This is a genomic window from Chromobacterium sp. CCUG 30098, from assembly GCF_059916605.1.
This window is the reverse complement of sequence record NZ_JAUCGS010000004.1, coordinates 157,113-183,640: the sequence shown is the minus strand read 5'-3', so window position 1 is coordinate 183,640 and position 26,528 is coordinate 157,113. Positions and strand designations below refer to the sequence as shown.

The 26,528-nt window shown below is 62.3% G+C and carries 27 protein-coding genes; 12 read left to right on the top strand and 15 right to left on the bottom strand.

Going from position 1 to position 26,528, the window contains the following annotated elements:
• Nucleotides 1-198 precede the first annotated feature (198 nt).
• Nucleotides 199-696, bottom strand: coding sequence for a hypothetical protein (locus tag QUG03_RS11220; RefSeq protein ID WP_500820016.1), 498 nt, complete (start codon nucleotides 694-696; stop codon nucleotides 199-201).
• A gap of 611 nt (nucleotides 697-1,307) precedes the next feature.
• On the opposite strand from QUG03_RS11220, the gene QUG03_RS11215 reads away from it, so the two are divergent.
• The 4 genes from QUG03_RS11215 (at nucleotide 1,308) to QUG03_RS11200 (ending at nucleotide 4,441) form a co-directional block, all read left to right on the top strand.
• Nucleotides 1,308-1,892: a KwaA family protein gene (locus QUG03_RS11215; RefSeq protein WP_500820015.1), complete on the top strand. Its 585-nt coding sequence runs from the start codon at nucleotides 1,308-1,310 to the stop codon at nucleotides 1,890-1,892.
• Nucleotides 1,885-2,796 (top strand): Kiwa anti-phage protein KwaB-like domain-containing protein, encoded by a 912-nt coding sequence (locus QUG03_RS11210; RefSeq protein WP_500820014.1) that lies wholly within the window; start codon nucleotides 1,885-1,887, stop codon nucleotides 2,794-2,796. Before QUG03_RS11215 ends, QUG03_RS11210 begins: the two co-directional genes overlap by 8 nt.
• A 336-nt stretch (nucleotides 2,797-3,132) precedes the next feature.
• On the top strand, nucleotides 3,133-3,948 hold the full coding sequence (locus QUG03_RS11205) for a hypothetical protein (protein ID WP_500820013.1): 816 nt from the start codon (nucleotides 3,133-3,135) through the stop codon (nucleotides 3,946-3,948).
• Nucleotides 3,917-4,441 carry a hypothetical protein gene (locus QUG03_RS11200; RefSeq protein WP_500820012.1) on the top strand — a complete coding sequence of 175 codons (525 nt, stop codon included), beginning with the start codon at nucleotides 3,917-3,919 and terminating at the stop codon, nucleotides 4,439-4,441. The genes QUG03_RS11205 and QUG03_RS11200 overlap by 32 nt, the downstream gene beginning before the upstream one ends.
• Before the next feature lie 132 nt (nucleotides 4,442-4,573).
• Here QUG03_RS11200 and QUG03_RS11195 read toward each other — a convergent pair whose 3' ends face one another.
• The 3 genes from QUG03_RS11195 to QUG03_RS11185 all read right to left on the bottom strand — a co-directional run bounded on the left by QUG03_RS11195 (nucleotide 4,574) and on the right by QUG03_RS11185 (nucleotide 6,683).
• Entirely contained in the window at nucleotides 4,574-4,882 is a 309-nt protein-coding gene (locus QUG03_RS11195) for a helix-turn-helix domain-containing protein (protein WP_500820011.1), read from the bottom strand.
• The gene (locus tag QUG03_RS11190; RefSeq protein ID WP_500820010.1) at nucleotides 4,872-5,186 is read right to left on the bottom strand and encodes a type II toxin-antitoxin system RelE/ParE family toxin; all 315 of its coding nucleotides are present in this window, start codon (nucleotides 5,184-5,186) and stop codon (nucleotides 4,872-4,874) included. The genes QUG03_RS11195 and QUG03_RS11190 overlap by 11 nt, the downstream gene beginning before the upstream one ends.
• A gap of 123 nt (nucleotides 5,187-5,309) precedes the next feature.
• Complete coding sequence (locus QUG03_RS11185; RefSeq protein ID WP_500820009.1) at nucleotides 5,310-6,683, bottom strand: aminotransferase-like domain-containing protein; 1,374 nt, start codon at nucleotides 6,681-6,683, stop codon at nucleotides 5,310-5,312.
• Nucleotides 6,684-7,030: 347 nt separating this feature from the next.
• On the opposite strand from QUG03_RS11185, the gene QUG03_RS11180 reads away from it, so the two are divergent.
• Complete coding sequence (locus QUG03_RS11180; RefSeq protein WP_500820008.1) at nucleotides 7,031-8,212, top strand: MFS transporter; 1,182 nt, start codon at nucleotides 7,031-7,033, stop codon at nucleotides 8,210-8,212.
• A 320-nt stretch (nucleotides 8,213-8,532) separates the two neighbouring features.
• Complete coding sequence (locus tag QUG03_RS11175) at nucleotides 8,533-10,161, top strand: methyl-accepting chemotaxis protein (RefSeq protein ID WP_488905533.1); 1,629 nt, start codon at nucleotides 8,533-8,535, stop codon at nucleotides 10,159-10,161.
• A 56-nt stretch (nucleotides 10,162-10,217) separates the two neighbouring features.
• On the opposite strand, the gene gloA is transcribed toward QUG03_RS11175, so the two are convergent.
• Entirely contained in the window at nucleotides 10,218-10,613 is a 396-nt protein-coding gene (gloA, locus tag QUG03_RS11170; protein WP_500820007.1) for a lactoylglutathione lyase, read from the bottom strand.
• A gap of 248 nt (nucleotides 10,614-10,861) precedes the next feature.
• On the opposite strand from gloA, the gene QUG03_RS11165 reads away from it, so the two are divergent.
• Nucleotides 10,862-11,704, top strand: a complete 843-nt coding sequence (locus tag QUG03_RS11165; RefSeq protein ID WP_500820006.1) for a LysR family transcriptional regulator — start codon at nucleotides 10,862-10,864, stop codon at nucleotides 11,702-11,704.
• A gap of 24 nt (nucleotides 11,705-11,728) precedes the next feature.
• On the opposite strand, the gene QUG03_RS11160 is transcribed toward QUG03_RS11165, so the two are convergent.
• Both QUG03_RS11160 and QUG03_RS11155 read right to left on the bottom strand, forming a co-directional pair.
• Nucleotides 11,729-12,127, bottom strand: coding sequence for a hypothetical protein (locus QUG03_RS11160; RefSeq protein ID WP_235087558.1), 399 nt, complete (start codon nucleotides 12,125-12,127; stop codon nucleotides 11,729-11,731).
• A gap of 15 nt (nucleotides 12,128-12,142) precedes the next feature.
• A complete protein-coding gene (locus QUG03_RS11155) occupies nucleotides 12,143-13,522 on the bottom strand; it encodes an MFS transporter (RefSeq protein WP_500820004.1) in 1,380 nt (459 codons plus the stop codon).
• Between the two features lie 109 nt (nucleotides 13,523-13,631).
• Here QUG03_RS11155 and QUG03_RS11150 point away from each other — a divergent pair, with 109 nt between their 5' ends.
• Nucleotides 13,632-14,534 (top strand): LysR family transcriptional regulator, encoded by a 903-nt coding sequence (locus tag QUG03_RS11150; RefSeq protein WP_500820003.1) that lies wholly within the window; start codon nucleotides 13,632-13,634, stop codon nucleotides 14,532-14,534.
• Nucleotides 14,535-14,743: 209 nt separating this feature from the next.
• The gene (locus tag QUG03_RS11145; protein WP_500820002.1) at nucleotides 14,744-14,911 is read left to right on the top strand and encodes a hypothetical protein; all 168 of its coding nucleotides are present in this window, start codon (nucleotides 14,744-14,746) and stop codon (nucleotides 14,909-14,911) included.
• A gap of 80 nt (nucleotides 14,912-14,991) precedes the next feature.
• Here QUG03_RS11145 and frdD read toward each other — a convergent pair whose 3' ends face one another.
• The 5 genes from frdD to QUG03_RS11120 are packed head-to-tail and all read right to left on the bottom strand — an operon-like array spanning nucleotide 14,992 to nucleotide 19,612.
• On the bottom strand, nucleotides 14,992-15,354 hold the full coding sequence (gene frdD / locus QUG03_RS11140; RefSeq protein WP_500820001.1) for a fumarate reductase subunit FrdD: 363 nt from the start codon (nucleotides 15,352-15,354) through the stop codon (nucleotides 14,992-14,994).
• Complete coding sequence (locus QUG03_RS11135; RefSeq protein ID WP_500820000.1) at nucleotides 15,351-15,749, bottom strand: fumarate reductase subunit C; 399 nt, start codon at nucleotides 15,747-15,749, stop codon at nucleotides 15,351-15,353. The genes frdD and QUG03_RS11135 overlap by 4 nt, the downstream gene beginning before the upstream one ends.
• Complete coding sequence (locus QUG03_RS11130) at nucleotides 15,746-16,492, bottom strand: succinate dehydrogenase/fumarate reductase iron-sulfur subunit (protein WP_500819999.1); 747 nt, start codon at nucleotides 16,490-16,492, stop codon at nucleotides 15,746-15,748. Before QUG03_RS11130 ends, QUG03_RS11135 begins: the two co-directional genes overlap by 4 nt.
• The gene (gene frdA, locus QUG03_RS11125; RefSeq protein ID WP_500819998.1) at nucleotides 16,489-18,273 is read right to left on the bottom strand and encodes a fumarate reductase (quinol) flavoprotein subunit; all 1,785 of its coding nucleotides are present in this window, start codon (nucleotides 18,271-18,273) and stop codon (nucleotides 16,489-16,491) included. The genes QUG03_RS11130 and frdA overlap by 4 nt, the downstream gene beginning before the upstream one ends.
• 13 nt (nucleotides 18,274-18,286) lie before the next feature.
• Nucleotides 18,287-19,612, bottom strand: coding sequence for an anaerobic C4-dicarboxylate transporter (locus QUG03_RS11120; protein WP_107799876.1), 1,326 nt, complete (start codon nucleotides 19,610-19,612; stop codon nucleotides 18,287-18,289).
• Between the two features lie 295 nt (nucleotides 19,613-19,907).
• Between QUG03_RS11120 and QUG03_RS11115 the strand changes: the two genes are divergently transcribed.
• Nucleotides 19,908-21,371: a hypothetical protein gene (locus QUG03_RS11115; protein WP_500819997.1), complete on the top strand. Its 1,464-nt coding sequence runs from the start codon at nucleotides 19,908-19,910 to the stop codon at nucleotides 21,369-21,371.
• Nucleotides 21,372-21,594: 223 nt separating this feature from the next.
• Here QUG03_RS11115 and QUG03_RS11110 read toward each other — a convergent pair whose 3' ends face one another.
• The 3 genes from QUG03_RS11110 to QUG03_RS11100 form a co-directional block, all read right to left on the bottom strand.
• Nucleotides 21,595-22,920 (bottom strand): methyl-accepting chemotaxis protein, encoded by a 1,326-nt coding sequence (locus QUG03_RS11110; RefSeq protein ID WP_474454088.1) that lies wholly within the window; start codon nucleotides 22,918-22,920, stop codon nucleotides 21,595-21,597.
• A 187-nt stretch (nucleotides 22,921-23,107) separates the two neighbouring features.
• Nucleotides 23,108-23,659 (bottom strand): GNAT family N-acetyltransferase, encoded by a 552-nt coding sequence (locus QUG03_RS11105; RefSeq protein WP_107799879.1) that lies wholly within the window; start codon nucleotides 23,657-23,659, stop codon nucleotides 23,108-23,110.
• 188 nt (nucleotides 23,660-23,847) lie between these two features.
• Nucleotides 23,848-24,147 carry a hypothetical protein gene (locus tag QUG03_RS11100; RefSeq protein WP_107799880.1) on the bottom strand — a complete coding sequence of 100 codons (300 nt, stop codon included), beginning with the start codon at nucleotides 24,145-24,147 and terminating at the stop codon, nucleotides 23,848-23,850.
• A 441-nt stretch (nucleotides 24,148-24,588) separates the two neighbouring features.
• Here QUG03_RS11100 and QUG03_RS11095 point away from each other — a divergent pair, with 441 nt between their 5' ends.
• A complete protein-coding gene (locus QUG03_RS11095; RefSeq protein WP_107799881.1) occupies nucleotides 24,589-25,323 on the top strand; it encodes a hypothetical protein in 735 nt (244 codons plus the stop codon).
• 15 nt (nucleotides 25,324-25,338) lie between these two features.
• The gene (locus QUG03_RS11090; RefSeq protein WP_227104198.1) at nucleotides 25,339-26,517 is read left to right on the top strand and encodes an MFS transporter; all 1,179 of its coding nucleotides are present in this window, start codon (nucleotides 25,339-25,341) and stop codon (nucleotides 26,515-26,517) included.
• The last annotated feature ends 11 nt before the right edge of the window (nucleotides 26,518-26,528 follow it).

The following is a 26,528-nucleotide window of genomic DNA, read 5'->3' as shown; positions in this document are numbered from 1 at the left end:
CTGTTTACGATCTGCTGCGCGTCGTGAAGTCTTGCACGGTGAGTACAAGCTCAAAATGCTCATGTGCCACTTGTACATTCCGCTGTCTCAGCGGTTTCCGCCTTGTCTCGCTCTTGCGCGCGAGATTTTGAACAGGCTCTAATACACACAGCACAAAACCAAACGGCCCCGAAGGGCCGTTTTTTCATGGCGAACGCGTCAGCGCCGACGGCCCCGGCCGCGCTTCTTGCGCCGCTGTTGCTGTTGCGCCTCCGCCAACTGCTCCAGGCACAGATAAAGCTGCTGCACCGCCTCAACATGCTGCGCCAGATGCACGCGCTCCACCGCCAGGTTCAGCAGCATCTCCAGATAATTGAAGAAGCCCTTGCACAGACCGATGCGGTAACTCTTGTCGGCAAAATCCATATCGCTGGCGATACGGAACAACAGCCCGCGCGCCGCATGCTGGCGGTTGTTCTTCAACAACTGAGCCATGTGCGCCGCGTACTGGCGGCCGATGGCGCAGGCCTCGAAATAATCCTGAGGCTCCGCCGGCTGCCAGTAGTGCGGATAAGTACGGCCCGGCACGCGGCGGACAAAGGGCAGACGGAGGTCTTTGGCTTCGCTAGAGGGAAAGCGGTAACGGGAACGGCGGGGGTTGGGGAAGTCGGCAAGGTCAAACAAGGAAACAGGAATCGGAGAGAGCTTCTTTGACATGACATTTCTCCTGCAGTCTGTGGAAGTACCGCCACCCCCTTCTCACTGGGGAAGGCAGACCGAACAGAGCGTGAGAAACCAGCGACTGCGAGCTGGCCAACCAGAAGGTTACCCCATCCGGTCCGCCATACAGACGCAACAGGACGCACGAAATGCGCGGATAGCCGCATTTCGCCCGCAGTCGATAAAACAAGGATGGGTTCTCACGCCCAGTGCCGAGATAGAGCGGCACGGGGGGATTGTTGCTGAGTGAGGAGCTAGGGTCAAGCCTTGGTAGTTTTGGGGATAATGGATTTTATGTCGTTTTTTACACACCTTCATTTTATGGAGTGGGGCACCTAGCTTTCGGTCTGACCTACCACCCAACGTAATATATGCTCATAAAAAATTCGATCAATTACTTAGCCAAAAGTTACTGGCCAGCCACTTAGTTTCATGAGTCTTTTTGCTTTATCAATTCCGAAGAGCTACTATCGACCAGCAGGAGCATTTTCAGCAAGTTAGCGAGCTCAGAAAACTATGGTAACCCACCACTACTTCCTAACAAATTCCACATAGAACATACAACACCCATCCAGTTTAAACAAAAACAAATTGCGAGAGAACTATCTATGCAATTTCGGCTAATACCCGCACTTCTTGTTTTTCTAGGGTCTTACTTTCCTCTTGCACTGATACTTGCATTGCAAGACATAAGCCATCAAACATGGGCAGCTGGCCTATGTACCGACTGGACAGCATGTACAACTCCAAAATTTGACCATCCCTTATTATCCATTTCTGGAATAACCACCACCGGATTATGTCTGTTACTAACATTTCGAGTGGTTTCTAAACTTCGATATAAATATCCAATTACAGTCACCGACTCAAAGCCGATCCCTAGCGAGCTAATAAGTTATAGTTTTCCATACATTGTTTCTTTCATGGGTGTAGACTATGGCTCCTTAGGAAAGATCGCGGGCCTCATTGCTTTTCTTGCCTGGCTCTTCCTAATCACTTACAAAGCCGGACAGATTATAATGAACCCAATTCTCATTGTGTTTGGCTGGAATCTCTATGAAGCGAGAATCATTGTCAACAAGCATGAACGCACCTCAAAATTCCTAAGTAAAAATGCATTACGCCCTGGCGAATATCTGTGCCAAGAAATTCAGGGGAACTACATTACGGACGGTAAAATTCACAATGACTGATTTTATAACGTGGCGAAACTTAACCTATGACACTGCAACGGTACAGTTATGGGTCTTCAAGAAAAGTACAACCGCAACAAAATTCAGAGCATGGCACGTCAGAACTGATGAGACCATTGAGCAATTGTTTCGCAATGCAGTCCAAAGGGAAGTTACAGCAACAACTGAAGAGATAGCATATAGCCCAATCTCTCAGAATAATGAAAGCAGTTGTCTTACCCATGCACTAGAAGAAAGTGAGGGGCTTATTGCCCTTCTAAACATAGTCGATACTCCTGAAGCTGAGAATGTCGATGCAGAACTTAAGCATCTTAAAGGAGCTGCTGTTTATCTTGTAAAATTCCAATCCAACGGGCATACCGTATACGCAATTCGTAGAACCGCACCTACATGGCGTCCAAAAATAAGAAGCTGTCTAATTAATGCGATATTTCAAAATGGCGAACTTTCAGTCACTCCAGAAGAAAGCTTTTCATTTGACTCTTTCTTTGATTTTTATTGCATAAACGAAACCATATTTGTAAAAGCAAAACGTGCTTATGAAAGCACCATGTCTGAAAAAAAGGTTTACCAAAAAAGCTTTGACGATCTTTCGGCAGACCCTCAATTTGCATCTATTTTTGTAGATATGCAGCCCCTAAAGGATTACGTAGGCACTAACGCAATGCAGCTTCGCCGCATAACTGTAATCCAACAAAAAGCTCTTTACTTACGCCCCGATTTTTCAGAAAAAGTACAGGTGGTTAATAGCTCACGAGAATTTGGATTAAACTTCGATACTGATGGAAAAATTATTGTCTGTCAAAACACGGCCAAGACAATCATGCAAGTACTATTGGACCATCGTCTACTGAGCGAGATCACCGACACAATTTACGACGTTCCTGGCGCAGAAGCGATTTGAGTAGTCAATGCAATCAGTCAACACCTCAACCCATTTATTCTCTGTATAAATCGCAAAAAGCCACACTCTCTCAATCTGGGAAAAGAATACAAAGAAAACCATTACAAAACTATCGATTTCACAAAAAACTGCATCACGAATTCACCTAGCTCACTCACAAGACTAAAAAAGTCACACATCAATTTATCCGCACACCAACACCACCAAGTAGCAATAAAAACTTAATTCACATATAGAGCCAACCTAACTAGGGAGGATATCTACTTGAAACAATCAAGTTATCTACTGCTTGCGCTGACAATGGCGAATTCTTGGGTATGTGCGGAGACATTCCCAATGGAAGTAGCCGCAAAAACGGTATACATCGTGTACCCGCCGGGCATTAACTGGGAAAAAAGATCTACCAGCCAAGAGATCGCTTGCGCCAACTTCAACTCAACCTTCTTACCACCCGACAGATGCCGCCAACCCAACCTCCCTGATTATATGGCCTTATCACTGATGACTTCAGCTGAGTGCCCTCCAGGAACTGGTTACTACAAAAGCACGCATACGTGTGTCTATTCTCAATGTCCAGATATTTCATGGACACCTTCTGCGGATGGAAAATCCTGCACCCGCCCGGATGGCATTCGACTGCCGACATCAGGTGAAAAGCAGATGGTGCAGTCCATATTTAAGAATGGCATTGATTTTGATAAAGTCAGAGTGTCCTGCGGCAAGTATCCTTTTGGGATTGAATCACTACCTGTGCCTAGTGATGATGTTGCTGTTGCACCTGACAACACCATTCATTTCTCAAAAAAACATTGCCTCGCCGACTTCTCAAAAGGTACAGAAGGTCATCAAGCATGGTTCATCCATGAAATGGCTCATGTCTGGCAATATCAGTTAAATTATCCAACAATGGAATACGGTATAAAATGGGCAATCAGAGGCACGATCTCAAATGTCTATGGGTACAGCCTAAGCAAAAACGATTTTTCAGAATATAATATGGAACAACAAGGTGACATACTTAGAGACTACTATCTTGTGAAGTACAAACAACAAGTTACTCCACAAGGAACAGCTCAAGACTACGAAAGAATTTTATCTAACTTTCTTAAGGATCCCAAAAATGCGCGCAATCTCCCTCACGTCACTCCTTAGTGGCATACTTATTTACGCTATCACACTTACTGCTACAGCATCCTCCCTTTATCAAGGTGTTATTACGGCAAGGAATGCCGGTGCAGGAAAAGTCTGCTTCTCAACAGATAGCTACAGATCAGCAAACAAATCCATTGCCATCCCTGCCAAGGGGCTGGTTTTGACCTCAATCACGGTTTACACGGAAACGGCTAACGGTTCGCAAGCCATCTGGAAAATTAATGCAGCATCCCGAAACGAAGCAGAACTCTACAAAGTCAAGTCTGGTGAATGTTTGATTTACGGAGAAGTCATTGCTGGCAAATACACAGTGAGCCAAGCCCCGAAGCCACTACCGGCCTCAACGCCGTTAGAGGTTGTAGCAACGTATTGGTACCCAGCAGAATTTAATAATATTTTGTCCATGGGAGGAAAATTTTGCTCAATGGCAAATGGAATCATCGACGCCTCCGAAGACGGCAACTGCCCTGGCCAAAGTGCTCCCAAGAAATAAAGCCAAGTCCTTATCAGTTTTTAATCGACCCCACCTTCAGGGCGATGAACCCCCTTCTCGTCCGCGACGGTCACAACGCCATAAACACAACAGCCTCTCAAACGAGAGGCTGTTTCCTATTCAAACACCAGCTTAGATGGGTTTCAGCTCCCGCAACGCTTCCGGATGCTGCACGGCGACCCGCAGCAAGGTTTGCGCCGCGCCGGAGGGCATGCGCCGGCCTTGTTCCCACTCCTGCAACGTGCGCTTGCTGACATCCAACAATGCCGCGAACTCCGCCTGGGACATATCCATCTGCAAACGTGCCTGCGCGGCCAGCGTGGGCGTGACCTGGGTGCGCCTAGCGGCCTGATCCGCCTTCATCTGGCGTACCGATTCCAACAACTCCGCCCCCAGATCGCGCTGGGCGTCCCGAGCGGCCAGTTCTTTGTCAGTCGGCATCAATAGTCTCCTTGATCGCTTTGAGAATGTAGGCCGGGATATCCTCCCTCACATTCTTGCCATAGATGGTAAGCAGCCAAATCGTGCCATCATCCAATAAGTTGTAATGGATCACTCGCACCCCGCCACGCTTCCCCTGCCCCTCCGAAAACCAACGTACCTTGCGGCAACCACCGGAGCCGGGGATCACCGCACCGGCGGTGGGATTGTTGACTAGCCAGACAAAGAAAGCGCTACGCTCTTCTTCACTCCAGTAATCAGCAACATACCTGGTAAAAATGGAGGTTTCCGCTAGGGTGTACATGGCTTAATTGTACGTCAATGACGTACTCCCCACAAGAAAGAACAGACCTAGGTAAACACAAGCCACCGCATGAATCCATAGCTCAAGCTCCCCGCAAATCAACACTAACACCTGATCCGCCCCTCACTCTCCCTTAAACGCCTCAAAAAACCCCAGCGCCCGCGCATCGCCGGCATAAGCAACATTGATCCGCAGCCAGTCGTTATCCTCGCCGCCGGGCATGAAACCGCTGCCCGGCGATAGCAGCACGCCGCGCTTGGCGGCTTCCGCCTGCATCTCCTCGAAGCTGTGGCGGCCGGTTCGCACCCAGACGAACATGCCGCCCTGCGGCTCGGCGAACACTTGCCAGCCGTTGGCTTCCAGCGTTTGCAGCGTGGCGGCCATTTGCCGGTTCAGCCGCAGCCGCAGCCTTTGCGTCAGCTTGCGGTAAGCGCCGCTAGACAAGAGCTGAGCCGCCACACATTCGGCAAAGCGCTGGGTACCGATGCCGGTGTACATCTTGATATTGGCCAGCTGGCGGATCAGCTCCGGCTGGGCCAGCACATAGCCGACGCGCAGCGAGCAGCTGAGGGTTTTGGAGAAGCTGGACAGATAGATCACCCGCCGCAGCGAATCCAGCGCTGCCAGCCGCACGCCGGGGTGGTTCTGGAAATCCGCGTAGATGTCGTCTTCCACGATCAGGAAGTCATGGGCCTCCGCCAGTTGCAGCAGGCGGTGCGCTACCGCCGGCGTCACGCAGGTGCCGGTTGGGTTGTGAAACAGGCTGTTGATGAATAGGCATTTGGGCCGATGTCGGGCCAGGATGGCTTCCAGCGCCGCCAGGTCCGGCCCGTTGCCGGCGCGCGGCACCGCCAGCATTTCTATGCCGTGGAATTTCAGCAGGTTGAATAGATTGTAGTAGCCGGGGCTTTCCACCAGCACGGTGTCGCCGGGCTTGAGCAGCGCGCGCGCCAGCAGGTCCAGCGCGTGGCTGCCGCCATTGGTGGTGAGGATTTGCTCCTGTTCCACATGGATGTCGATCTGGCGCAGCCGCTGCTGCAGTTGTCGGCGCAAGGCCGGCAGGCCCAGCGGGGTGCTGTAGTCGAACAGGTCCGCCGGCTGGCAGCGGGTGATGTGGCGGATGGCGTAGCCCAGTTCTTCCTGGTCGCGCCAGCTGTCCGGCACCCAGCCGCAGCCCAGCTTCAGCAGCTCGCCGCTGTCGCTGAACTGACCCCAGGCCGGCTCCATGGTTTCCCGCCACTCGTTTTCCTCGCGGCCCGGCGGTGCGGCCACGAAGAAGCCGGCGCCGTGGCGCGACTCCAGCAGGCCCAGCGCCACCAGCCGGTCGTAGGCGTCGATCACGCAGGATTGGCTGAGCTGCTGCTCCTTGGCCAGTTGGCGGATGGAGGGCAGCCGGGTGCCGGGGCGAACGCGGCTGCGCCGTATCCAGGCGCGTAGTTGATCGGCGATTTGCTGCGCCAGCGGCTGCCGGCTAGCGCGGTCGAGTTCTAGCCGCATGGCGGGCTCACTGTTTGCTGATAATGAGCAAACAGTTAAGCGCAAATGGCCGCTGCTGTCACTTGTTGCCGTCATAGGCCGACCGGATAGTGGTGTGTACGCGGCCCGCCGCGCTCCATTCTCAGAACCTATTTACGATCTACTGCGCGTCAGCGATACGGCGTTGAAACCGTCTTCGAAATGCTCATGTACCAAACGTACATTCCGCTTTCTCAGCCGTTTTCGCCTTGTCTCGCCCTAGCTCGCAAGATCGTAAACAAGGCTCATACCAGGCCATAGCTTATGACTGTTCCACTGTTCGCCCGCACTGTGTGCTCCGCCACCTCCCTTTCATACCAGGAGGCCGCATGAGCACGCGTCACCCTGCCCGGCTGGCCTTCGGCCTGTGCCTGATCACTTGCGCGGTGAACCTGCAAGCGCCGCTGTACACCGCTTACGCGCAGCTGGCCGGCCAGGGCGCGGCGGCCACCGCCACCGCGTTTTCCGCCTATGTGCTGGGAGTGTTGCCAGTGCTGCTGGCGCTGGGCGGCCTGCCGGACCGGCTGGGGCGCAAGCCCTTGATCCTGGCGGCGCTGGCGCTGGCGATGCTGGCCACCGCCGTCATGGCGCTGTGGCCGCGGCTGGAGGCCTTGGCCGTGGCGCGCTTTCTGCTGGGCTGCGGCACCGCGCTGGCTTCCGCCGCCGGCGTCGCTTATATGGGGGAATTGATGGCGGAGCCGGACGGCCGCCGCGCCACTTTGTGGGTGACGGCCAGCACCTCGCTGGGCTTTGGCCTGGGCGCGGCGCTGACCAGCGTATGCCTGCTGTGGCAGAGCACGCTGACGCCGGCCAGCTTTTGGCTGCATCTGGCGCTGGCCGGCGCGGCGCTGCTGGCGGTGGCGGGCTTGCCGGACCCAGCCCCGCGCGGCCGCCATACGGCGATGCTGCGCCCGCCCTATTTCCCCGCCGGCAGCTTGCCCTTCGGCTTGGCCATTCTGCTGGCCTGGGCGGCGGTGGGGCTGGTGATCGCGCTACTGCCCTCGGTGCTGGCCGCGCATGGGCTGGCGCGCTGGTCCGGGTTTTCCACTTTCACCGTGATCAGTTGCGGCCTGCTGTTCCAGCCGCTGGCCCGCGCGATACCGCCCAGCCGCGCCGCCCGCCTGGGCATGTTGGTGCTGCCGCCCAGTTACGCGCTGCTGGCCTGGGGCGCGACCCAGGGTTCGCTGGCGGCGGTGTTGTTGGGCGCGCTGGGCGCGAGCAGCTCCTGCTACGGCTTCACTTATCTGGGCGGTTTGTCCGCGGTGAACGCGCTGGCCGGCGCGGAGAAGCCGCGCGCCAGCGCCGGTTTCTTTCTATTGGCCTATATCGGCTTCAGCCTGCCGGTGATCTTCACCGGCCTGCTGGTGGACCGCCTGGGCGCGCCCGCCGCCCTGCTGCTGTTCGGGCTGGCGCTGGCCGCTGGCGCGGCCCTGGTTGCCCGGGCGATTGGGCGGAGCGCGGCGGCAAACGCCATGCTTCCCGCCATGGCGACGGCCGGCCGGCGCGATTAACTCGGCCGAGCCGCCATGCTCGGTTCGCGGCATAGGCAGCCAACAAGCTCCCGCTCTTTCATTACTCCGAAACCCAGCCGCATATTGGTGAATTGCGAGCGGGTCTACTCGATATGTGTACCCATCCCATGCATCCGAGAGACTTTGCCATGCCGCCTGCGGCCAAAGTCTCCGGCTCCCTCGCCCGGCCTTCCATGAGCAAGCACTCGCAGACGGTTTGATCTAGCCCAATCCGGCAACTATGTTTCATCAAGAGGCCGCGGCTCTGGCAGGGCGCGTCGCGGCACTATAGGCACAATATCTGTCCGGGGGAGCGCTCCATGCTGCACCAGTTGACCGTCAAGCAAAAACTGTTGGCCGGCTTTGGCCTGCTGATCATTCTGATCGCCATCATCGTGGCGGTGGCGATGATGAAATTGAACACCATTGGGGACAAGATCCGCGATGTGACCGAGGACCGTTATCCCAAGATCGTGTTGGCCAACAAGATCAGCGTCACCACGCTGGACGTGGGCCGCTCCATCCGCAACGCCATCATTGTGCAGACGCCGGAGGAGACCGAGACCCATATCAAGAAGGTGGAGGAGTTCCGCGCCGCCAACGCCGTCAATATGGATCAGATGGAAAAGCTGTTGTCCACGCCCAAAGGGAAGGAGCTGTTCGACAAGCTCAAGACGGCCAGCGCCAATCTGGGCGGTCAGTTCGAGCCCTTGTACGCCTTGGCTCGCGCCAACAAGAACGAGGAAGCCAAAACCTTTCTGATGAAAACTTTTGCGCCGGCCAACAACGCGTTTTTAAAGGCGCTGAAAGAGATGTCTGACTTTCAGGAAGACTTGATGCAAAAGTCTATCGAGGGCAGCAAGGCCGCGCAGAGCGAGGCGGTGACAGTGTTGATCACCGTGGCGGTGATCGCCCTGATCGCCGCGGTGGCGATTGCGATGTTCATCGCCAATCTGGTGACGGTGCCGCTGAAGAAATCCGCGCAGCTGGTGCGCAATATCAAGCAGGGCGATTTGTCCGGCCACGATGAGCCGATTCCGGAGGCGCGCGACGAGGCCATCGCCATGGCCAAGGATATTCAGGAGATGCGCCAGGGCCTGCGCGATGTGGTGGCCAGCATCCAGAAAAACGCCAACGAGGTGTCGGACTCCGCCCATGAGCTGGCCAGCATGTCCGAACAGGTGGCCCACGGCGCTCAGCGCCAGTCCGAGGCCACCTCGGAGGCCGCCGCCACCATTGAGGAGCTGACGGTCAGCATCAACCACGTGGCGGACAACTCCAACGAGGCTTCCCGCCAGGCGGCGATGGCCGGCGATCTGGCCAGCCGCGGCGGCCATGCGGTGAAGGCGTCGGTGGGCAATATCGAATCGGTGTCGTCTTCGGTGGCGGCCACTTCAGACCAGATGAAGGGCCTAACTCAGGAAGTGCAGAAGATAGGCAATATCGTCACGGTGATCCGCGACGTGGCGGACCAGACCAACCTGCTGGCCTTGAACGCGGCGATTGAGGCGGCGCGCGCCGGCGAGATGGGCCGCGGCTTCGCCGTGGTGGCGGACGAAGTGCGCAAGCTGGCGGAACGCACCGCCAGTTCCGCTCAGGAAATCACTCAGATGATCGGTTCCATCCAGGGCAGCGCCAACCGGGTGGTGGGCAGCATGGAGCAGAGCCTGACCAGCGTGGGCACGGTGTCCGACGGCGCAGGCCAGGCCACCGATTCCATGCAGGAGATCGAAGGCAGCACTCACTCCATCGTGCAGTCCATCGGCAACATCACCAGCGCGCTGAGCGAGCAGCGCACCGCCAGCCTGAACCTGGCGCAGAGCATGGAGCGGGTATCGCAGATGGCGGAGGAAAACAGCGCCACGGTGGAAGAACTGGCCACCACCTCCAGCCAGCTCAATGCGCTGGCGCAGAACCTGCAGGGCGTGACCGCGCGCTTCCGTCTCTAAAAAACGGGTTTCCAACGAGGCGGGTCCGGCAAGCGCGGGCCCGCCCTTCCCCGCGCTCAGTCGTACTGGGTGCCCTTCTGGATCAATTCCACCTTGTAGCCGTCCGGGTCCTGCAAAAAGGCGATCACGGTGCGGCCGTGCTTCATCGGCCCCGCTTCACGCGCCACGGTGTAGCCCAGCGCGCGCACCTGCTCGCAGACGGCGGCGGCGGCGTCCACTTCTATCGCCACATGGCCATAGCCGTTGCCCAGCTGGTAATCGCCCTGATCCCAGTTATGGGTGAGCTCGATGGCGGCGGCCTCGGTTTCGTCTCGATAGCCGACAAAGGCCAGGGTGAAGCGGCCGTCCGGGAAGTCGTTGCGGCGCAGCAGGCGCATGCCCAGCGCCCGGGTGTAGAAGGCCAGCGCGGCGTCCAGATCGGCCACGCGCAACATGGTGTGCAGAATTCTCATGCGCTTTTTCCTGATGGTTGAGATGAAGAGCCTGTTCAATGTCTCGCGAGCCAGAACGAGACTAGGCGAAAGCGGCTGAGAAAGCGGAATGTACCGGTGGTACATGAGCATTCCAAAGCGGGTTTCAACGCCGTATCGCTGAAGCGCAGCAGACTTTGAACAGCTTCTTAGATCGCGGTCATCTTAGCCGCGCCCATCACCCACAAAAAGCGACTTATAATGTACGGATCAATCATAAAAAGCGAAACATGAAACTCTCGCAACTGAATTTCTTCTGCGCGGTGGTGGAGCAAGGCAGCATCGCCGCCGCCGCCGAGCAATTGCACCGGGTGCCGTCCAATCTCACCGCCCGCTTGCAGGAATTGGAGGCGGAACTGGGCGTCAAGCTGTTCAGCCGCGAAAACCGTCGCCTGCTGACCACGCCGGAAGGCCATCTGCTCTACCGCCACGCCCGCGGCCTGCTGCAACAGGCCGATGAGGTGCGCGGCCTGTTCGACGGCGCGCCCGCGCGCGGCCTGCTGAGAGTGGGCGCGCTGGACGGCGCTCTGGCCACCCATCTGCCCGCCCGCATCGCCCGCTACCGCCGCCAGCACGCCGAGGTGGAGCTGCATCTGCGCGCCGGCCATTCGCTGGAACTGGAGCGCCAGCTGCAGGATGGTGAGCTGGATCTGATTCTCAGCGACGGACCGGTGGAGCATCCGCTGCTGACCAGCCGGCTGGCTTTCCGGGAGAAGCTGACGCTGATCGCGCCGCCGGACACCGCCGCGGCGACGGCGGAGGCCTTGGCCGGGCTGGAGCTGTACACCTTCGGCGCGGCCTGCCATTACCGCCGGCTGGTGGATCAATGGCTGCAAGCCTCCGGCGTGCGGCCGCGCGCGGTGCTGGAGATCGAATCCTATCCGGCCATCTTCGCCTGCGTCGCCGCCGGCGCGGGCTTTTCCTGCGTGCCGGAAAGCCTGTGCCGGCCGCAAGACGGCTACCGCGGCTTCGCGCTGCCGGATTTGGCGATCAGCGACATCCACTTCATCTGGCGCAAGCAGCAGGACTCCGCATTGGTTGACGGTTTCGTCCAGTCCGTCGCCGCGGACTGAAGGCCGGCGCCGCGCAGCGCGAGCTCACTCAAGGCAGAAGGTTTCCTGCAAATGCCGCCAGCGCGGCGCGCCGGCCGCGTCGCGCTCAAACACCACGGTGGCCAGCCGCAGGCTGCTCGGCCGGCCGCCCAGGTATTGCGCTTCGCGATAAGCCACCGTCGCGCCGCCGGCGTGTTCATCCAGCAAGGCCAGTTGATCCACGGCGATCTCCAAACCCGGCTTGCCGCCGCCGGTCCGGGCGAACAGCTGCCGCAGCCCGTCCAGATCCAGCTGCGCGCCGCTGGGCGCCACCATGGTGAAGCGCGGCGAGAAGCGCGCCATCAGGGCCTCCAGCGCGGCGGCGTCCGCCGGGCCGGCGAACCATTGCCGGATGGCGATATGCGCGGAGATCACTTCGTCGAAATAGGGATTGGGCTTGGTCATCGGACTTTCTCTCTGTTAGTGGCTGGGCCGCAGCAGGGCCAGCACCGTCGGGGTGTGGATGCGCAGCACGAAAACCGCCGGCGCCAGGGTCAGGCCGGCGGCGATGAAGAAACAGGCTTGGTAGACCTGGGCGCCGGCCGCCGGCGCGCCGCTGTAATGAGTCAGCGCGTTCAGCAACAGGCTGATCACGGCCACGCCCAGGCCGAAACTGAACTGGCGGTTGATGTTCCACAGCGCGCTGGCCTGCCGCAGTTCCGGTTCCGCGACATCCAGAAAGGCCGCGCTCTGCGCCGCGCTGCTGCACAGGCTGCCGCCGAAGCCCATCAGGGCGTAAGCGGCGATCAGCGGCCCCGGCGCGCTGGCGCCCAGGGCCAGCGCAACGATGCCGGCGCTCTGGAACAGCATGCCCAGCAGCAGCAGGGGCTTGGGGCCGCCATGGTTGAAGCGGCCGCGGGTCAGGCTGATCGCCAGCGCGGAGGCCAGCGCCCAGGGCAGCATCAGGCCGCCGGCGGCGGCGGCGCTCAGCTTGAGCACCTCTTGCAGATAGAGCATGGCCGCCAGGCTGACACCCATGAACACGCCGGGGACGAACAGATACACCAACATGGCGGTACGCAGCAGGCGCCCGCGCAACAGCGTCAGCTTCAGCGCCGGCTCGGCCTTGCCGGCGGCCGCCCGCGCGTAGCCGGCCAGCGCGGCGGCGGCCAATAACAGCGCGGCGAGTCCCCACGCCAGATGGCCGCTTTCGCCCAGCCAGGTCAAGCCCAGCAGCAGCGAAGCCATGCCGACGGCCAGCAAAGCCAGGCCGGACAGGTCCAGCGCGCCGCGCCGCGCCGGGGTCCGGTCTTCCGGCAGCCAGCGCGCCGCCAGCCACAACGTCAGCAGGGCCAGCGGCACGCTGGCCAGCAAGACCCAACGCCAGGACAAGACGTCCACGATCAGCCCGCCCAGCGCCGGCGACAACGCCGGCACGATCAGCGCCACGCCCATGATCAGGGCGGTGAGCCGGGCGCGGAGCGCCGGCGGATAATGCCGGTAAACCATGGCCTGGCCCACCGGGATCAGCAGGCCGCCGCCCAGGCCCTGCAGCGCGCGCCAGCCTATCAGGGCTTCGATGGACGGGGCCGCGCCCGCCAGCGCGGCCCCGGCGAGAAACAGCGCCAGCGATCCCAGCAGCACCCGCCGCTCGCCGTAAGCGCCGGCCAGCCACGCGCTGAGCGGGATCACCAGAGTCAGGCCCAGCATATAGGCGTTGCCCACCCAGGCCAGCTGCGCCAGCGACGCGCCCAGGCCGCGGCCGATGTCCGGATAGGCGACGCTGGCGATGAACATATTGATCAGGTCCAGCGCAAAGCCGAGCAGGTACACCAGGGTCAGTTTCGAACGAAGCGACATCGGCGCTCTCCACGGTAAAGCGGCCGAGTATAGACAGGGGGCGGCGCTGGAAATAGCGGCCGCCGCCGGCTAAACTGTCAAAATATTTTTGACAATAACAGGCGGTGCCGTGGTCAGTCTGGATCGTTTTGAAACCTTCAAGGCCGTGGCGGACGCCGGCTCCTTCACCGCCGCCGCCGCCGCTCTGGGGCAGACCCGCGCGGTGGTCAGCTTCAACATCAAGCGCCTGGAGCAGGAAATCGGCGTCGCGCTCTTGATCCGCAATACCCGCAGCCTGGCGCTGACGGACGCCGGCGCGCGTTTTTACCAGCGCTGCGCCGACATGCTGGAGCAGGCGCGGCTGGCGATAGACGACGCCCGCGCCGAACACGGCGAGCTCAGCGGCGCGCTGCGCGTCACCGCCACGCTGGAATACGGCCTGGCCAGGATAGCCCCGGCGATCGAGCGCTTCGCCCTGCGCCACCCGGCGCTGCAACTGCAGTTGTCCACCTCCTCGCTGCACGCCGACCTGATCGCCGAACGCTTCGACGTCGCCATTCGCCTGGGCCGCCTGCCGGAAACCGATCTGCACGCGGTGCCGCTGGCTCAGTTCGATATTTTCCCGGTGGCGGCGCCGGCCCTGCTGGCGCAGCGGCCGGACGGAGACGTCCGCGACCTGGCCGCGCTGAGCCGGCTGCCCTGGCTGGGACACAGCCGGCTCAAGCACGCCCAGCCCTGGCTGGTGGACACGCCGGACGGCGGCCAAGAAGCCTGGCGCCAGCATGGCCAGCCGCGGCTGAGTTCGGACAGCGCGTCCATTCTGCGCGCCTACGCGCTGGCCGGCCTAGGCGTGGCCCTGCTGCCGGACTGGCTGGCCAAGGCCGATCTGCAAGCCGGCCGGCTTTGCCGGCTGCTGCCCGATCACGGCTTCCCGCAGCAAGGCATCCACGCGCTCTACCCGCGCACCCGCCATGTGCCGGCCAAGGTGCGGGCCTTCATCGATTTTTTGCGCGAGCGCGAGACGACGGACTAGCGGGCCGCCCGCGATTGTCCCGGTCATTGCCACCGGCGCGGGCGCCGCGTCCATGCAGGCCTGCGCTGAACGGTGGGCAAAGCCGCGGCCTTGATGCAAAATGTGCGCTTCGCCCCCAAGAAGCCACTCGAACGTCCTACCTCCGCGCCGCCTCGCTCCTCCCCGTCCTCTTGCTCTTGTCCGAATGTTGTCTGGCCGACGTGGGCAGCATGGGCGAAAACATGCTCAATATGGCGCTGTTCGCCATCGCATTCTGGCTGGCGCTGACTTGCTTGGTGTTCTGGAAGCTGCGCCGGCACACGGCCGGAGCCCAGTTCGGCTTCACCCTATTGTTTCTGCTGCTTCCCCTTTTGTGGGTGGTGAGCATGGGGCGCTGATCCGTCTGCTACGGGCAAAGAAAGGACGGAGCCGCAAAGCGCCGTCCAACCCTATCGTTTCGCTCCCGACCACAAGCCGTTCAGAAGCCCACCGCCAACAACAGCCCCGCCGCCAGCGTGCCCAGCGCCGCCGCCCCATAGGTGCAGGCCTTGGCCAGCGGCCCGCCGCGGACGCCGACATCGTGCAGGCTGTGGTAGATGCGGTGCGCCGCGTGCCACAGCAGCAGGGCGATCAGGCCGAACAGCAGCGCCTTGCCGATCAGGCTTTGCGCCAGCGCCTGCAGCGTGGCGTAATCGGCGGCGCCGTCCGGCAGCCAGCCCAGCGGCGCGGCGATGCCGGTGATGAACACCAGCATCGGGCCGAACAAGGCGGCCAGCATGCCGCCTGCGCCGAACAAGCCCCAGAAGATGGGCGCGTGAGAGCGTTTCAGTCCTGGTTTCATGCCGTCATCCCCCATACCAGCATCAATAAGGCGGCGCTGCACACCACGGCGGCGGCCAAGCCGCCGGCGGTGACGGCCAGCGCGGACACCCGCCGCCCGGCCAGCGTCAGCGGCGGCAGCGTTCGCGGCATGATCTTGAACCAGGTGTAGCTGTGGTAGACGATCATGACCAGCGCCGCCGCGTGCAGCAGCAAGGCCGGCGCGCTTTGCAAGGCGGCGATGAAGCCGTTCCAGGCCGCCTCGCCCTGGCTCAGCCGCCACAGCCCGCACAGCAGGGTCAGCGCGTAGCCGGCGACGAACAGCGCCGTGCCTTCGTGCACCATGTACTCGATGAAGTAAGGGTTCTTGCGCCACCAGCCGTCCATTGGCCGGACATACGGTTTGCGCTTGCTCATTTGCAACCCCCTTTGGGCCGGGCGAAGCGCAGGAAGTAATCCCTGGCCACCGCCGTCTTGTTGAGGTTGACCGCATTGGCCGGGTCCACCATTTTGGGGCAGACCTCGGAGCAATAACCGACCGCGGTGCAGTTGAACACGCCCTCCTGCGCGGCCAGCAGTTCCATCCGCTCTTCGGCCGCGCCGTCGCGCGTGTCCATATTGTAGCGGTGCAGCAGCGCGATGGCGCCGGGCCCCAGGAACGTGTCGTCCAGGCCGTACTGCGGGCAGGCGGCGTAGCACAGCAGGCAGTTGATGCAGCTGCTGAACTGGGCGTACCAGTCCATCTGCGCCGGGGTTTGCAGGGTTTCGCCCTCGGACAAGGGCTTGTCTTCCTTGGGCACGATATAGGGCTGGATGCTTTCCAGCTTGGCGATGAAGTCGTCCAGCACCACCACCAGATCGCGTTCTATCGGGAAGTGATTCAGCGCCTCGATGCGCACCACGCCGGGGTAATCGCGCAGGAAGGTCTTGCAGGCCAGCTTGGGCACCCCGTCCACCATCATGCCGCAGCTGCCGCAAATCGCCTGGCGACAGGACCAGCGGAAAGCCAGGCCGCCGTCCAGATAATCGCGGATGTATTGCAGCGCCTGCAGCACCGACATGTCGTCGCGGTACGGCACTTCAAAGCTTTGCAGCCACGGCTCGCTGTCCTGCTCCGGACGGTAGCGCATCACGGCTATGGTCTTGGTCTGTTCGCTCATGCCTTGCCCTCCTTGGCCGCGGCTTCCGCCGCCAGGCCGGCGGCGCCGTAGGCGCGCACCGCCGGCTGCGATTTGGTGATCTTCACCGCGCCGTAGTCTATGCGCGGCGCGTCCGCGCCCTGGTAGACGGCGAGACTGTGCTTGAGGAAGTTGGCGTCGTCGCGCTGCTCGCAGCCGTCCAGCCGTTGGTGGGCGCCGCGCGATTCGCGGCGTTGCAGCGCGGAATGCGCCATCGCCTCGGCCACGTCCAGCTGGTAGCCCAGCTCGATGGCCAGCAGCCAGTCGCTGTTCCAGACGCTGGATTTGTCTTCCACGTGCACATTGCGGAAGCGCTGTTTCAGTTCCGCCAGCTTGTCGCAGGTGGCCTGCATCGACGCTTCCAGCCGATAAATGCCGCAGCCGGCCTCCATGGTTTCCGCCATTTCGCGGCGCAGTTCTGCGATGCGTTCGCCGCCTTCGCGCGCGCGCAGCGCGTGCAGGCGCGCCTCGGCGGCCTCGGCCTGCCGTTGCAGCGCCTCGCGCCGCGCCGGACGGCGCGATCGCGCGCAGCGGGCGGCTTCTTCGCCGGCCACCTTGCCGAACACCGACAGCTCCGCCAACGAGTTGGAGCCCAGGCGGTTGGCGCCGTGGATGCCGACGCTGGAGCATTCGCCGGCGGCGAACAGGCCGGGCATGGGCGCGGCGCAGCGGCCGTCCACCAGGATGCCGCCCATGGTGTAGTGCACCGCCGGCCGCACCGGAATCGGCGCCTTGGCCGGGTCTATGCCCAGGAATTCCTCGGCCAGCTCGCAGATTTGCGGCAGCCGTTCGCGCAGCTTGGCGTGGCCCAGGTGGCGCAGGTCCAGGTACACCGCGGAGCCCCACGGGCCTTCCACGGTGCGGCCCTGCTGCTGCTCGTACCAGAAGGCCTGGCTCAGGCGGTCGCGCGGGCCCAGTTCCATGAATTTATTGCGCGGCTGGTCCTCGGCCGGCCCCAGGCCGTAGTCCTGCAGATAGCGGTAGCCGTCCTTGTTGACCAGCAGGCCGCCTTCGCCGCGGCAGGCCTCGGTGAACAACAGCCCGGTGCCGGGCATGCAGGTGGGGTGATATTGGACGAACTCCATATCGCGCAGCGGCACGCCGTGCCGGTAAGCCAGGGCCATGCCGTCGCCGGTGACGATGCCGCCGTTGGTGTTCTCGCGGAACACCCGGCCGGCGCCGCCGGTGGCCATCACCACCGCGCCGGCCTCGATCAGCAGGCTGTCGCCGCTGGCGATGTCGATGGCCAGCACCCCGCGCGCCTCGCCGTCTTCCACGATCAGGTCCGCGCAGAAGTATTCGTCGAAACGGCGGATGGACGGGAAGCGGATCGAGGTCTGGAACAGAGTGTGCAGCATGTGGAAGCCGGTCTTGTCGGCGGCGAACCAGGTGCGTTCTATCTTCATGCCGCCAAAGGCGCGCACATTGACGCTGCCGTCCTCCTTGCGGCTCCACGGGCAGCCCCAGCGTTCCAGTTGCACCATTTCCTCCGGGCATTGGGCGACGAAGTACTCCACCACGTCCTGCTCGCACAGCCAGTCGCCGCCGGACACGGTGTCGTTGAAATGGGCGTCGAAGCTGTCGTGCGCCTGCTTGACCCCGGCGGAGCCGCCCTCGGCCGCCACGGTGTGGCTGCGCATCGGGTAGACCTTGGACACCAGCGCGATGCGCAAGGCCGGGTCCGCCTGGGCGGCGGCGATGGCGGCGCGCAAGCCCGCGCCCCCCGCTCCCACGATCACAATGTCTGCTTGGTAAGTTTCCACAAGCTTTCCTCACTTAGAAGTACAAATGCGTCAATCCGTACGCCGCCAGCGTGGACACCCCCACCCCTATCAGCCCCGGCATCATGAAGCTGTGGTTGAGCAGGTATTTGCCGATGCGGGTGGTGCCGCTGCGGTCCATATTGATGGCCGCCAGGTCGCTGGGATAAAAGGCGAAGAAGAAATAGGCGTAGCAGGAGGGCATGATGGCCAGCAGCTGATGCGGGCTCAGGCCCAGCGCCAGACCGAAGGGCACCATGATGGTGAGCGTGGCGGCCTGGCTCTTGACGAAGGCGGACACGGCGAACATCGCCAGCGCGAAGGTCCACGGCGCGTAGGCCACCATGGCCTTGATATTGGCCACCAGCAGCGGCTCGTTGGCCTTGACGAAGGTGTCGCTCATCCAGGCGATGCCGAAGATGGACACCACGGCGATCATGCCGGCGGTGAACACCTCGGAACGGGCGATCACCGCGGCCTTGGCGTTGGAACGGAACAGGATGAAGGCGCCGAAGGCCAGCATCACGAACTGCACCACCGTGGTCATCGGCACCGGCTTGCCCTGGCTGACCGGCAGCCATTGCGGAAACAAGGCCAGCAGCACGATGACGAGGATGCCGGAGAAGAACAGCGCCACCGATTGCCGCGCCGCCGCCGGCAGGGTCTTGTCCAGGGTGGTGACGGATTTTTCCACCGAGGCGCGGAAGTCCGGGTCTTGCATCCGGGCCAGGAATTCCGGATCGCGGTCCAGTTCCACGCCGCGGCGCAGGCTCCAGCAGGCGGCGGCCAGCACGCCCAGCAGGCCGGACGGCGCGGTCACCATCAGGATTTGCCACAGGGTCAGCGGCTGGCCGCTGTGGGCGGTCATCGCCAGCAGCGAGGTCACCGCCGCCGCCGCCGGGCTGGCGGTGATGCCCATTTGCGAGGCCACGCTGGCCATGGCCATCGGCCGTTCCGGGCGGATGCGGGTTTTCAGCGAGACGTCGGCGATCACCGGCAGCAGCGAATACACCGCGTGACCAGTACCCACGCACATGGTGAGCAGGAAGGTGGACAGCGGCGCCAGGAAGGTGATTTGCTGCGGATGGCGGCGCATCAGCCGTTCCGCCTGCTGCACCAGGAAGTCCAGGCCGCCGGCCACTTGCAGCGTGGCCGAGGCGGTGACCACCGCCAGAATGATCAGCATCACGGTGATGGGCGGCTCCGCCGGCGCCACGCGGAACACGAAGCACAGCACCGCCACGCCCAGCCCGCCTATCATGCCCAGGGCCACGCCGCCGCGGCGTATGCCCATCAGTATCGCCGTCAGCAGCAGCGCGAATTGTATCCAGAAAACCCACATGATCTTGTCCCTATTAGCCATTGTTTTTCGCTGTTATAGGGGATTAACAGCATCGGCTAATAGACCTTGATCAAGTCCGGATCACAACGATTTCAAAACAGACCATTGGCATTGAAAACCGGCTGTTTTCAAGCCCTCCAGCCTGCTCCACTGACCTTAATAACGGCTAACCATGATATTCCGTATGGCTATAACTGGGCAGCATGCGGCTTGCGCATGCCCAATTGACGCCAACACCAGGGCAGAGGCCCGCGGCCTTCCCGCCCAGTTGAAGACCCCGTTTGGAGATCTCGTGATGAAACGCCATGAATTGTCCCTGCTCGCCGGCCTGCTGCTGACAGGCTACGCCGCCGCGCAGCCGGTGCCGCTGCCCAATCCCGGCATCCCCGGCTACCAGTTCCCGGAACCGGAATCCACGCTGATGCAGTGGATCAATCAGCCCAGCGCCGCCCATGCCCGCAATATCCACCGCCACGGCTGGGGCATGTGGGCCGCGCTGACCATGCCCAGCGGCCAGACCGAATACGGGCTCGCCAACGCGCCGGTCTATCTGACCTGGCTGACGCCGAACGAGGTGGCCGCCCTGCCCGCGGACGCGGCCGCCAACGCGACGTCGGCCTTGGCGGCGGCTCCGCGCCAGATGCGGCTGCGCGTGCCGCGCCAGTTCATGCGCATTCCCGGCTTCATGGAAAAGCTGCAGGCGCGGCTGGCGGCGCTGAGCCAAAGCCAGGACCAATCCGCCCGCGGCGTGCGCGACACCTCCTCGTTTGAAATGGTGGGCTACGATCCGAGCGCCGCCGCCTTCGCCAGCAAGAACCAGCTGTTTTCCAAGGCGGCGCTGAACAAGCTCTACCAGGCCGGCAACGCGTCGATTCCGGCCTTCCCAAGCACCGCCGTCACCATCAAGCCGGTATACAAGCTGGTCAACAAGGCCAATATGATTCCGGGCACCTCCTTGTATGTGATGCCGGCCTGGCCCGGCACGCCCAAGCCGACGCCGGCGATGCAAAGCGGCGGCTTTCCGGAGGAGGCCTGGCCCGGCTGCGTCTACATCGACGCCAAGAACCCGGGCCGCTCCGCGGCTCAGAGCGTGGATGCTTCCTGTAGCAGCCCCAGCGCCGCCAATACCTTCGGCCTGGGCGACTTCATCCGCATCCCGATCACCGCCGCCAACGCCGCCCTGTTTTCCAGCCTGGCGCAAAACCAGTTGAAACAGCCGGTGGAGCCCGGCGACACCCTGATCCTGATGGCGATGCACGTCACTTCGCGCGAGATGACGGAATGGACCTGGCAAACCTTCTTCTGGACGCCAGCCCCGGCCAAGCCGCCGCTGCCCAGCTCCGTCGCCGTGGCCCAGGCGCGTCCCGCGCAACTGCCCTGGCCGGCGGCGCATTACGCGATGTCCATCGGCTACCAGATGGTGGCGCCCAACCAGCCGGTGAACGGCGGCAAGAGCGTCGGCTCGCCGGTCACGGTGTACAACCCCTACTTGGAGGCCAGCTTCGGCAGCAGCGTCTTCCAGCCCCCGCCGCCGGTGAACGTGGGCATTTACAACCCCAAGACCAAGACCACCTTCCGGGGCACCCTGGGCATACAGAGCAATTGCATGACCTGCCACTCCGGCGCCTCGGTGAAGATGGACAGCACGGTCAAGCCGATAGGCTACGCCACCAATTTCTACATCCCGCGCAATGCGCCCATGTTCAAGGGCAATCTGCAAACCGACTTCCTGTGGTCCATCGCGGACGGCGCGGAATAAGCGGCATGGCCTGAAGACGAACGCCCATCCTCCGGACGGGGGATGGGCGCAGGATACGGCACGCGGTTTCGAGCAGGTTTTTAGAAGCTGTTCAAAGTCTCGCGAGCTAAGACGAGGCAAGGCGAAAACAGCTGAGAAAGCGGAATGTACACGTAGTACATGAGCGCTTCGAAGCCGTTTTCAACGCCGCATCGACGACGCGCAGCAGACATTGAATAGGTTCTTAAGGCGTTTTCTGCGCCTGCACCGCCGAAAAATGGCTGACCACCTCGCTCAGCTGGGCGGTGCTGCTGCGGATCTGGTCGATGGAGGTGCTGGCCACGCCGGCGTGCTCCTCGCCCATCCGCGCCTTGACCTGCATCTCATGGATGCTCTCGCTGGCGGACGAGGTGCCGTTGCGGATGTCGTCTATCATGCCGGCCACTTCCTTGGTGGAGGCGTTGGTGCGCTCGGCCAGCTTGCGCACCTCGTCCGCCACCACCGCGAAGCCGCGGCCCTGTTCGCCGGCCCGCGCCGCCTCGATCGCCGCGTTCAGCGCCAAGAGATTGGTCTGATCGGCGATCTCGTGGATGGTGTTGACGATGGAGGTGATGCGCATGGTTTTGGAGTCCAGATCCTCGATGATCTTGACCGAGCGCTCGGCGCTGTCCGCGATCAGGCTCATCTCGCCTATGGTGTCCTTGATCACCGCCAGGCCGTCGGACGAGGCCGCGTCGGACGCGGCGGACAAGCGGTGCGCCTCCTTCACCAGGTGCAGGTCGTGCTGCGCCGCTTCTTCTTCCTCGGTGATGTCCAGCGCGAACTTGATCACTTTGTAGACTTCCCCCTCGTCGTTGACGATGGGGTTGTAGCTGGCCTCCAGCCAGATGGGCCGGCCCTGCTTGTCGCGGCGCTCGAACTTGCCGGCGATGAAGGTGCCCTGGTTCAGCCGCTGCCACAGCTCGGCGTAGGCCGGGCTGTGCACATAATCGGGAGAACAGAAGATCCGGTGATGCTGGCCGATGATTTCCTGCTCGGTGTAGCCCACCGTGCTCAGGAAGTTGCCGTTGGCGCGCAGCACAATGCCGTCGATGGAGAATTCGATCACCGCCATGGAGCGGCTGACCGCCTTCATGGTGTTGCGGGCCTCCAGCTCGGCTTGCACCGACTTGGTCACGTCCAGCGCGAACTTGACCACCGCCGTCACCTGGCCGGCTTCGTCGCGCACCGGATTGTAACTGGCCTCCAGCCACACGATCTCGCCGTCCTTGGTCACTCGCTTGAAGCGGTCGCTGACGAAATGCCCCTGCTTCAGCCGGCTCCAGAAGGTGGCGTACTCGGCGCTGCTCACGTAGTCGGCCGGACAAAACAGCCGGTGATGCTGGCCTATCACCTCGCTGGCGCGGTAGCCCATCACTTCTTCGAAATTGGCGTTGGCGGAACGCACCACGCCGTCCGGCGAAAACTCGATCACCGCCATCGAGCGGTCTATCGCCTGCAACACGCCCTGCTGTTTATGCAGCTCCGCCACCGTATCCCGCAATTTGCGTTTCAACGCCATATTGAACATGCAGCAACCTTTCCGCTCGAGTCATCGTCCTTGCCGTCAGCGCTCCTCTTCCACTCTTTATTTACAAAGCCGGCCATGCCAATGTCAAACCGTAAAAACACCTACCGCCCCCCGGTGGCCAAAATGCCGGGGCGCGCAAAAAAACAAGCCGCCTTGCGGCGGCGTGACCAGGGCGCTCGCGCGCCGCTCAAGCTTCAGCGTCCGGATCGGTGACCAGCCGCGAGAACATCTTGAAATTGCCCGGCTCGCCGCGCACCTGGCGATAGCCGCGCAGCAAACCCTCGTATTGAAAACCGCTGCCGCGCAGCAATTGCTCGGCGCGCCGGTTGCCGTCGCGCGCCACCGCCTGTACCCGGTACAAGCCGCAACCGACAAAGGCCCAGACCGTGACCGCCTTGCAGGCGGCCTGCCCCAGACCGCGCCCCCAATAGGCCGGCGCCAGGTCGAAATCGATCTCCGCCTTGCGATCCTCCGGCCAGACGGCGTCGAAACCAACCGAACCGGCCAGATTCCCCGATTCGTCGTCCACGATGGCCAGCCGCAACGGCGCGCCCGGCTCGTCGGAGCGATAGGCCTGCACCAGCGGCGCCAGATCCGCCGCCGATTGCAGCTCCCAGCGCAGATGCTGCGCCACCTCGGGCAGGCGCAGATAGTCGTACCAGTCCGGAATATCCAGCATTTCCATGGGACGCAGGCTGAAACCCTGCAGATCGATAGACGGCGGGGTTATCACATTCATCACGAGCACCAGAATGAGGCGGCCGGCCCCCGCGCTTGCAAGCGAGTGGACCCGGCCGCGCTTTATTGTGTACAGCGGGAGACCGCACTCCATTCTAGAAGATCGCTCGCCAATAGAAAGCCTATCTAGGCCCGCTCAAGGTCTTGCGAACAAGAGCGGGACAAGGCGCAAACGGCTGAAGAAGCGGATCAGGCGGTCAAGGCCGGGCTGCCGGCCGGCGCGGCGGGCGCAGGCTGGGGGGCCTGGGCCTGCGCGTTGGCGGCCTGGATTTGCGGGCTATCGCCGGGGCTGAAGCTTTGCGTCACTTTGCCGGTCATCAGAATGCCCAGCACCACGATCACCGAATTGTCTATCGGCAAGGACGGCGAGCCTTTCTGGATCGAGGTGTAGGCCCAGACCAGCAGCACGCCCAGCGCCCACAGCAGGAAAGCCAGCCGCGTGGCGGAAAAGCTGCCGAAACCATCCTGCAAGAATTCAGAAACCTTCATCTTCCATCCTTTCCCGTTGAACCGGCGGGCAGGCCGCCTGCTATTTAGCGATATAGCGCCGCGGCCAAGGGCCGGCAAAACCGGAAAACACTTAGAACCGGTTCGAAAGCCTACTGCGCGTCAGCGATACGGCGTTGAAAACCCCTTCGAAACGCTCATATACCCTTGCACATTCCGCGCTCTCAGCTGTCTTCGCCTTGCCTCGCTCTCCAGGCGTGAAAGCTAGTCTTTAGGCCGGCGCCTTCTCCGCCGGGCTTGGCCATAATACGGAAGGACAAGCGCTCCGCCGCCGCAGAAGCATTCCGTCGCCTGTTTCAAGACGGCCGCCGCGGCGGCCATCCGCCTTCATGCCCGCTCCATATCAACAAGCCGCCGCGCCCACGGGCCGAGCGGCGGTCCGGCTCGCTCTTTGATTGACCCTAACTTGGAAGGAGTCTCGCCATGAGCCTAGACCAAGCCGTATTGGACAGCCCCGTTGTCGAAGACATCGACGCTCAGATCGAAAAAGTGCTGGCCATGATGTCCGCCCGGGACCTGCAGCAGCTGCAAGCCAAGCTGCGGCAGCTGTATCAATTGGAGTATTCCGAAACCGACGCGCATCCCTTCAATATCAAGACCATCATCAAGGGACGCGACATCCGCTTTGCGCGCGGGGTGTCGCCGGCTTCCCGCGCCTTCATGATTCTGCACAGCCTGGGGCATTATTTTTTCATCTGCGCGGCCAGGCGCAAGAACATCGAGCGTTATGACTATATTTACGACCTGCGCGGGGTGCAGACGGCGCTGCACTATTACGAAACCGCCGGCCAGGGCAGCGGCCTGGATCAGCCGCCGCCGATGACGGAGCAGAAACGCAAGGACCGGGTGTCCTTCGAGGTGGGCGCCAACCGCTTTGCCGCCGATCTGCTGGCCGACATCGGCTTTGGCCAGGCGGCGGCGCTGATTCAGCGCTATCAGGTGGGCGACATCAACTACATCCTCGACGTGTCGCGCGGCGGCAAGGCCGCCATCGTGCCCAGCGACCACGACTATCTGCGCCGCTACATCTGCGCCGGCTTGTCCATAGACCCCGACGACGCTTACGATGACGGCGTCTACGATCCGGACGCCTACCGCCGGGACGGCATAGATTGGCAACATATCGAGGATATCCGGCTTGAGATCCATTTCTTCTGATTCTTCCGGCCGCGCATGGGCGGCATAAGCCGTCGCCAGCTGGCCGCCCTGTTCTGCTGCATGTTCATCATCGGATCGGCCGAAGTGGCGGCCGGCCCGATGATGGCCATGATGGGCCGCCATTTCGGCGTGCCCTCCAGCGCCATCGCCTATCTGCCCGCCGCTTACGGCCTGTGCTACGGCGTGTTCGCGCTGCTGGCCGGCCCGCTGTCCGACCGCTTTGGCCGCAGGCCGCCCTTGCAGCTGGGCCTGCTCGGCTTCGCCCTGTGCTGCGCGCTGCTGCCCTCCGCCCCCGGCCTGAACGCGGCCGTCGCGCTGTCCGCGCTGAGCGGGCTGTGCGCGGCGGTGATCCAGCCCAATGCGCTGGCGCTGGTGGCGGACCTGGCCCCGCGCGCCCAGCTGGGCCAAAGGCTGGGCCAGGTCTTCATCGGGCTGATGCTGGCCTTCGTGCTGACGCCGGCGCTGGCCGGACGGCTGGCGGACACCGCCGGCTGGCAGGCCAGTTATTACGCGCTGGCGGCGGCCGGCCTGCTGGCCTGGGCCGCGGTGCGGCGCTGGTTCCGCGCCGACGGCGGCCGCCTGACGGCGGGCGGCGGCTTCCTGGCCACCCTGGCCGGCGCCTGGCGCACGCCCGGCGCGCGGCGCCGGCTATGCGTCAGCTATCTGTGGCTGGGTTGGGTGGCCGGCTTCGGCGCGGTGGTGGCCGAGGTGGCCGCGCGCAAGCTGGCGCTCAGCTCCACCGGCGGCGGCCTGCTGGCCGGCGGCTTGGGGCTGGTGGTCATCGCGGGCAATCTCTGCGGTCCGCCGTTGCAAAGGCGGCTGGGCGAGGCCGCCCTGCCGGCCGCGGCGCTGGCGGCGGCGCTGGGCATCCTGGCCTTCCTGCTGCCCCTGAGCGCGCTGTGGCAACTGGCGCTGGCCGGCTGTCTGTGGGCCTTCGGCTACGGCTGCGCCGGGCCCTTGCACCACGCCCGCTTGAGCACCCTGTCCGAACGCTATCGCGGCACCCTCAATTCCTATCACGCCAGCTTGCTGAACCTGGGCATTTTTTCCGCCGCCCTGTTGCTGGGCCTGAGCAGCGAGCCAAGACCGGTGGCCTGGTTCTGCGCCGCGGCCGGGCTATTGACCCTGGCCGGCGCGCTCTTGCTGCTGCCCTTCGGGCCGGGCTTGCGGCCGGCGGACGCCAAACAGGCCTAAGAAGCTGTTCG

Excerpts from the sequence above, each read along its gene's own strand:
- QUG03_RS11135 (WP_500820000.1), bottom strand. The coding sequence starts at position 15,749 with ATGAGCAAGCGCAAACCGTATGTCCGGCCAATGGACGGCTGGTGGCGC.
- QUG03_RS11100 (WP_107799880.1), bottom strand. The coding sequence starts at position 24,147 with ATGAAGGTTTCTGAATTCTTGCAGGATGGTTTCGGCAGCTTTTCCGCC.
- QUG03_RS11180 (WP_500820008.1), top strand. The coding sequence starts at position 7,031 with ATGAGCACGCGTCACCCTGCCCGGCTGGCCTTCGGCCTGTGCCTGATC.
- QUG03_RS11200 (WP_500820012.1), top strand. The coding sequence starts at position 3,917 with ATGCGCGCAATCTCCCTCACGTCACTCCTTAGTGGCATACTTATTTAC.
- QUG03_RS11095 (WP_107799881.1), top strand. The coding sequence starts at position 24,589 with ATGAGCCTAGACCAAGCCGTATTGGACAGCCCCGTTGTCGAAGACATC.
- QUG03_RS11105 (WP_107799879.1), bottom strand. The coding sequence starts at position 23,659 with ATGAATGTGATAACCCCGCCGTCTATCGATCTGCAGGGTTTCAGCCTG.
- QUG03_RS11090 (WP_227104198.1), top strand. The coding sequence starts at position 25,339 with ATGGGCGGCATAAGCCGTCGCCAGCTGGCCGCCCTGTTCTGCTGCATG.
- QUG03_RS11115 (WP_500819997.1), top strand. The coding sequence starts at position 19,908 with ATGAAACGCCATGAATTGTCCCTGCTCGCCGGCCTGCTGCTGACAGGC.
- QUG03_RS11120 (WP_107799876.1), bottom strand. The coding sequence starts at position 19,612 with ATGTGGGTTTTCTGGATACAATTCGCGCTGCTGCTGACGGCGATACTG.
- QUG03_RS11130 (WP_500819999.1), bottom strand. The coding sequence starts at position 16,492 with ATGAGCGAACAGACCAAGACCATAGCCGTGATGCGCTACCGTCCGGAG.
- gloA (WP_500820007.1), bottom strand. The coding sequence starts at position 10,613 with ATGAGAATTCTGCACACCATGTTGCGCGTGGCCGATCTGGACGCCGCG.
- QUG03_RS11160 (WP_235087558.1), bottom strand. The coding sequence starts at position 12,127 with ATGACCAAGCCCAATCCCTATTTCGACGAAGTGATCTCCGCGCATATC.
- QUG03_RS11145 (WP_500820002.1), top strand. The coding sequence starts at position 14,744 with ATGGGCGAAAACATGCTCAATATGGCGCTGTTCGCCATCGCATTCTGG.
- QUG03_RS11210 (WP_500820014.1), top strand. The coding sequence starts at position 1,885 with ATGACTGATTTTATAACGTGGCGAAACTTAACCTATGACACTGCAACG.
- QUG03_RS11175 (WP_488905533.1), top strand. The coding sequence starts at position 8,533 with ATGCTGCACCAGTTGACCGTCAAGCAAAAACTGTTGGCCGGCTTTGGC.
- QUG03_RS11190 (WP_500820010.1), bottom strand. The coding sequence starts at position 5,186 with ATGTACACCCTAGCGGAAACCTCCATTTTTACCAGGTATGTTGCTGAT.
- QUG03_RS11215 (WP_500820015.1), top strand. The coding sequence starts at position 1,308 with ATGCAATTTCGGCTAATACCCGCACTTCTTGTTTTTCTAGGGTCTTAC.
- QUG03_RS11185 (WP_500820009.1), bottom strand. The coding sequence starts at position 6,683 with ATGCGGCTAGAACTCGACCGCGCTAGCCGGCAGCCGCTGGCGCAGCAA.
- QUG03_RS11205 (WP_500820013.1), top strand. The coding sequence starts at position 3,133 with ATGGAAGTAGCCGCAAAAACGGTATACATCGTGTACCCGCCGGGCATT.
- frdD (WP_500820001.1), bottom strand. The coding sequence starts at position 15,354 with ATGAAACCAGGACTGAAACGCTCTCACGCGCCCATCTTCTGGGGCTTG.
- QUG03_RS11110 (WP_474454088.1), bottom strand. The coding sequence starts at position 22,920 with ATGTTCAATATGGCGTTGAAACGCAAATTGCGGGATACGGTGGCGGAG.
- QUG03_RS11195 (WP_500820011.1), bottom strand. The coding sequence starts at position 4,882 with ATGCCGACTGACAAAGAACTGGCCGCTCGGGACGCCCAGCGCGATCTG.
- QUG03_RS11155 (WP_500820004.1), bottom strand. The coding sequence starts at position 13,522 with ATGTCGCTTCGTTCGAAACTGACCCTGGTGTACCTGCTCGGCTTTGCG.
- QUG03_RS11220 (WP_500820016.1), bottom strand. The coding sequence starts at position 696 with ATGTCAAAGAAGCTCTCTCCGATTCCTGTTTCCTTGTTTGACCTTGCC.
- QUG03_RS11165 (WP_500820006.1), top strand. The coding sequence starts at position 10,862 with ATGAAACTCTCGCAACTGAATTTCTTCTGCGCGGTGGTGGAGCAAGGC.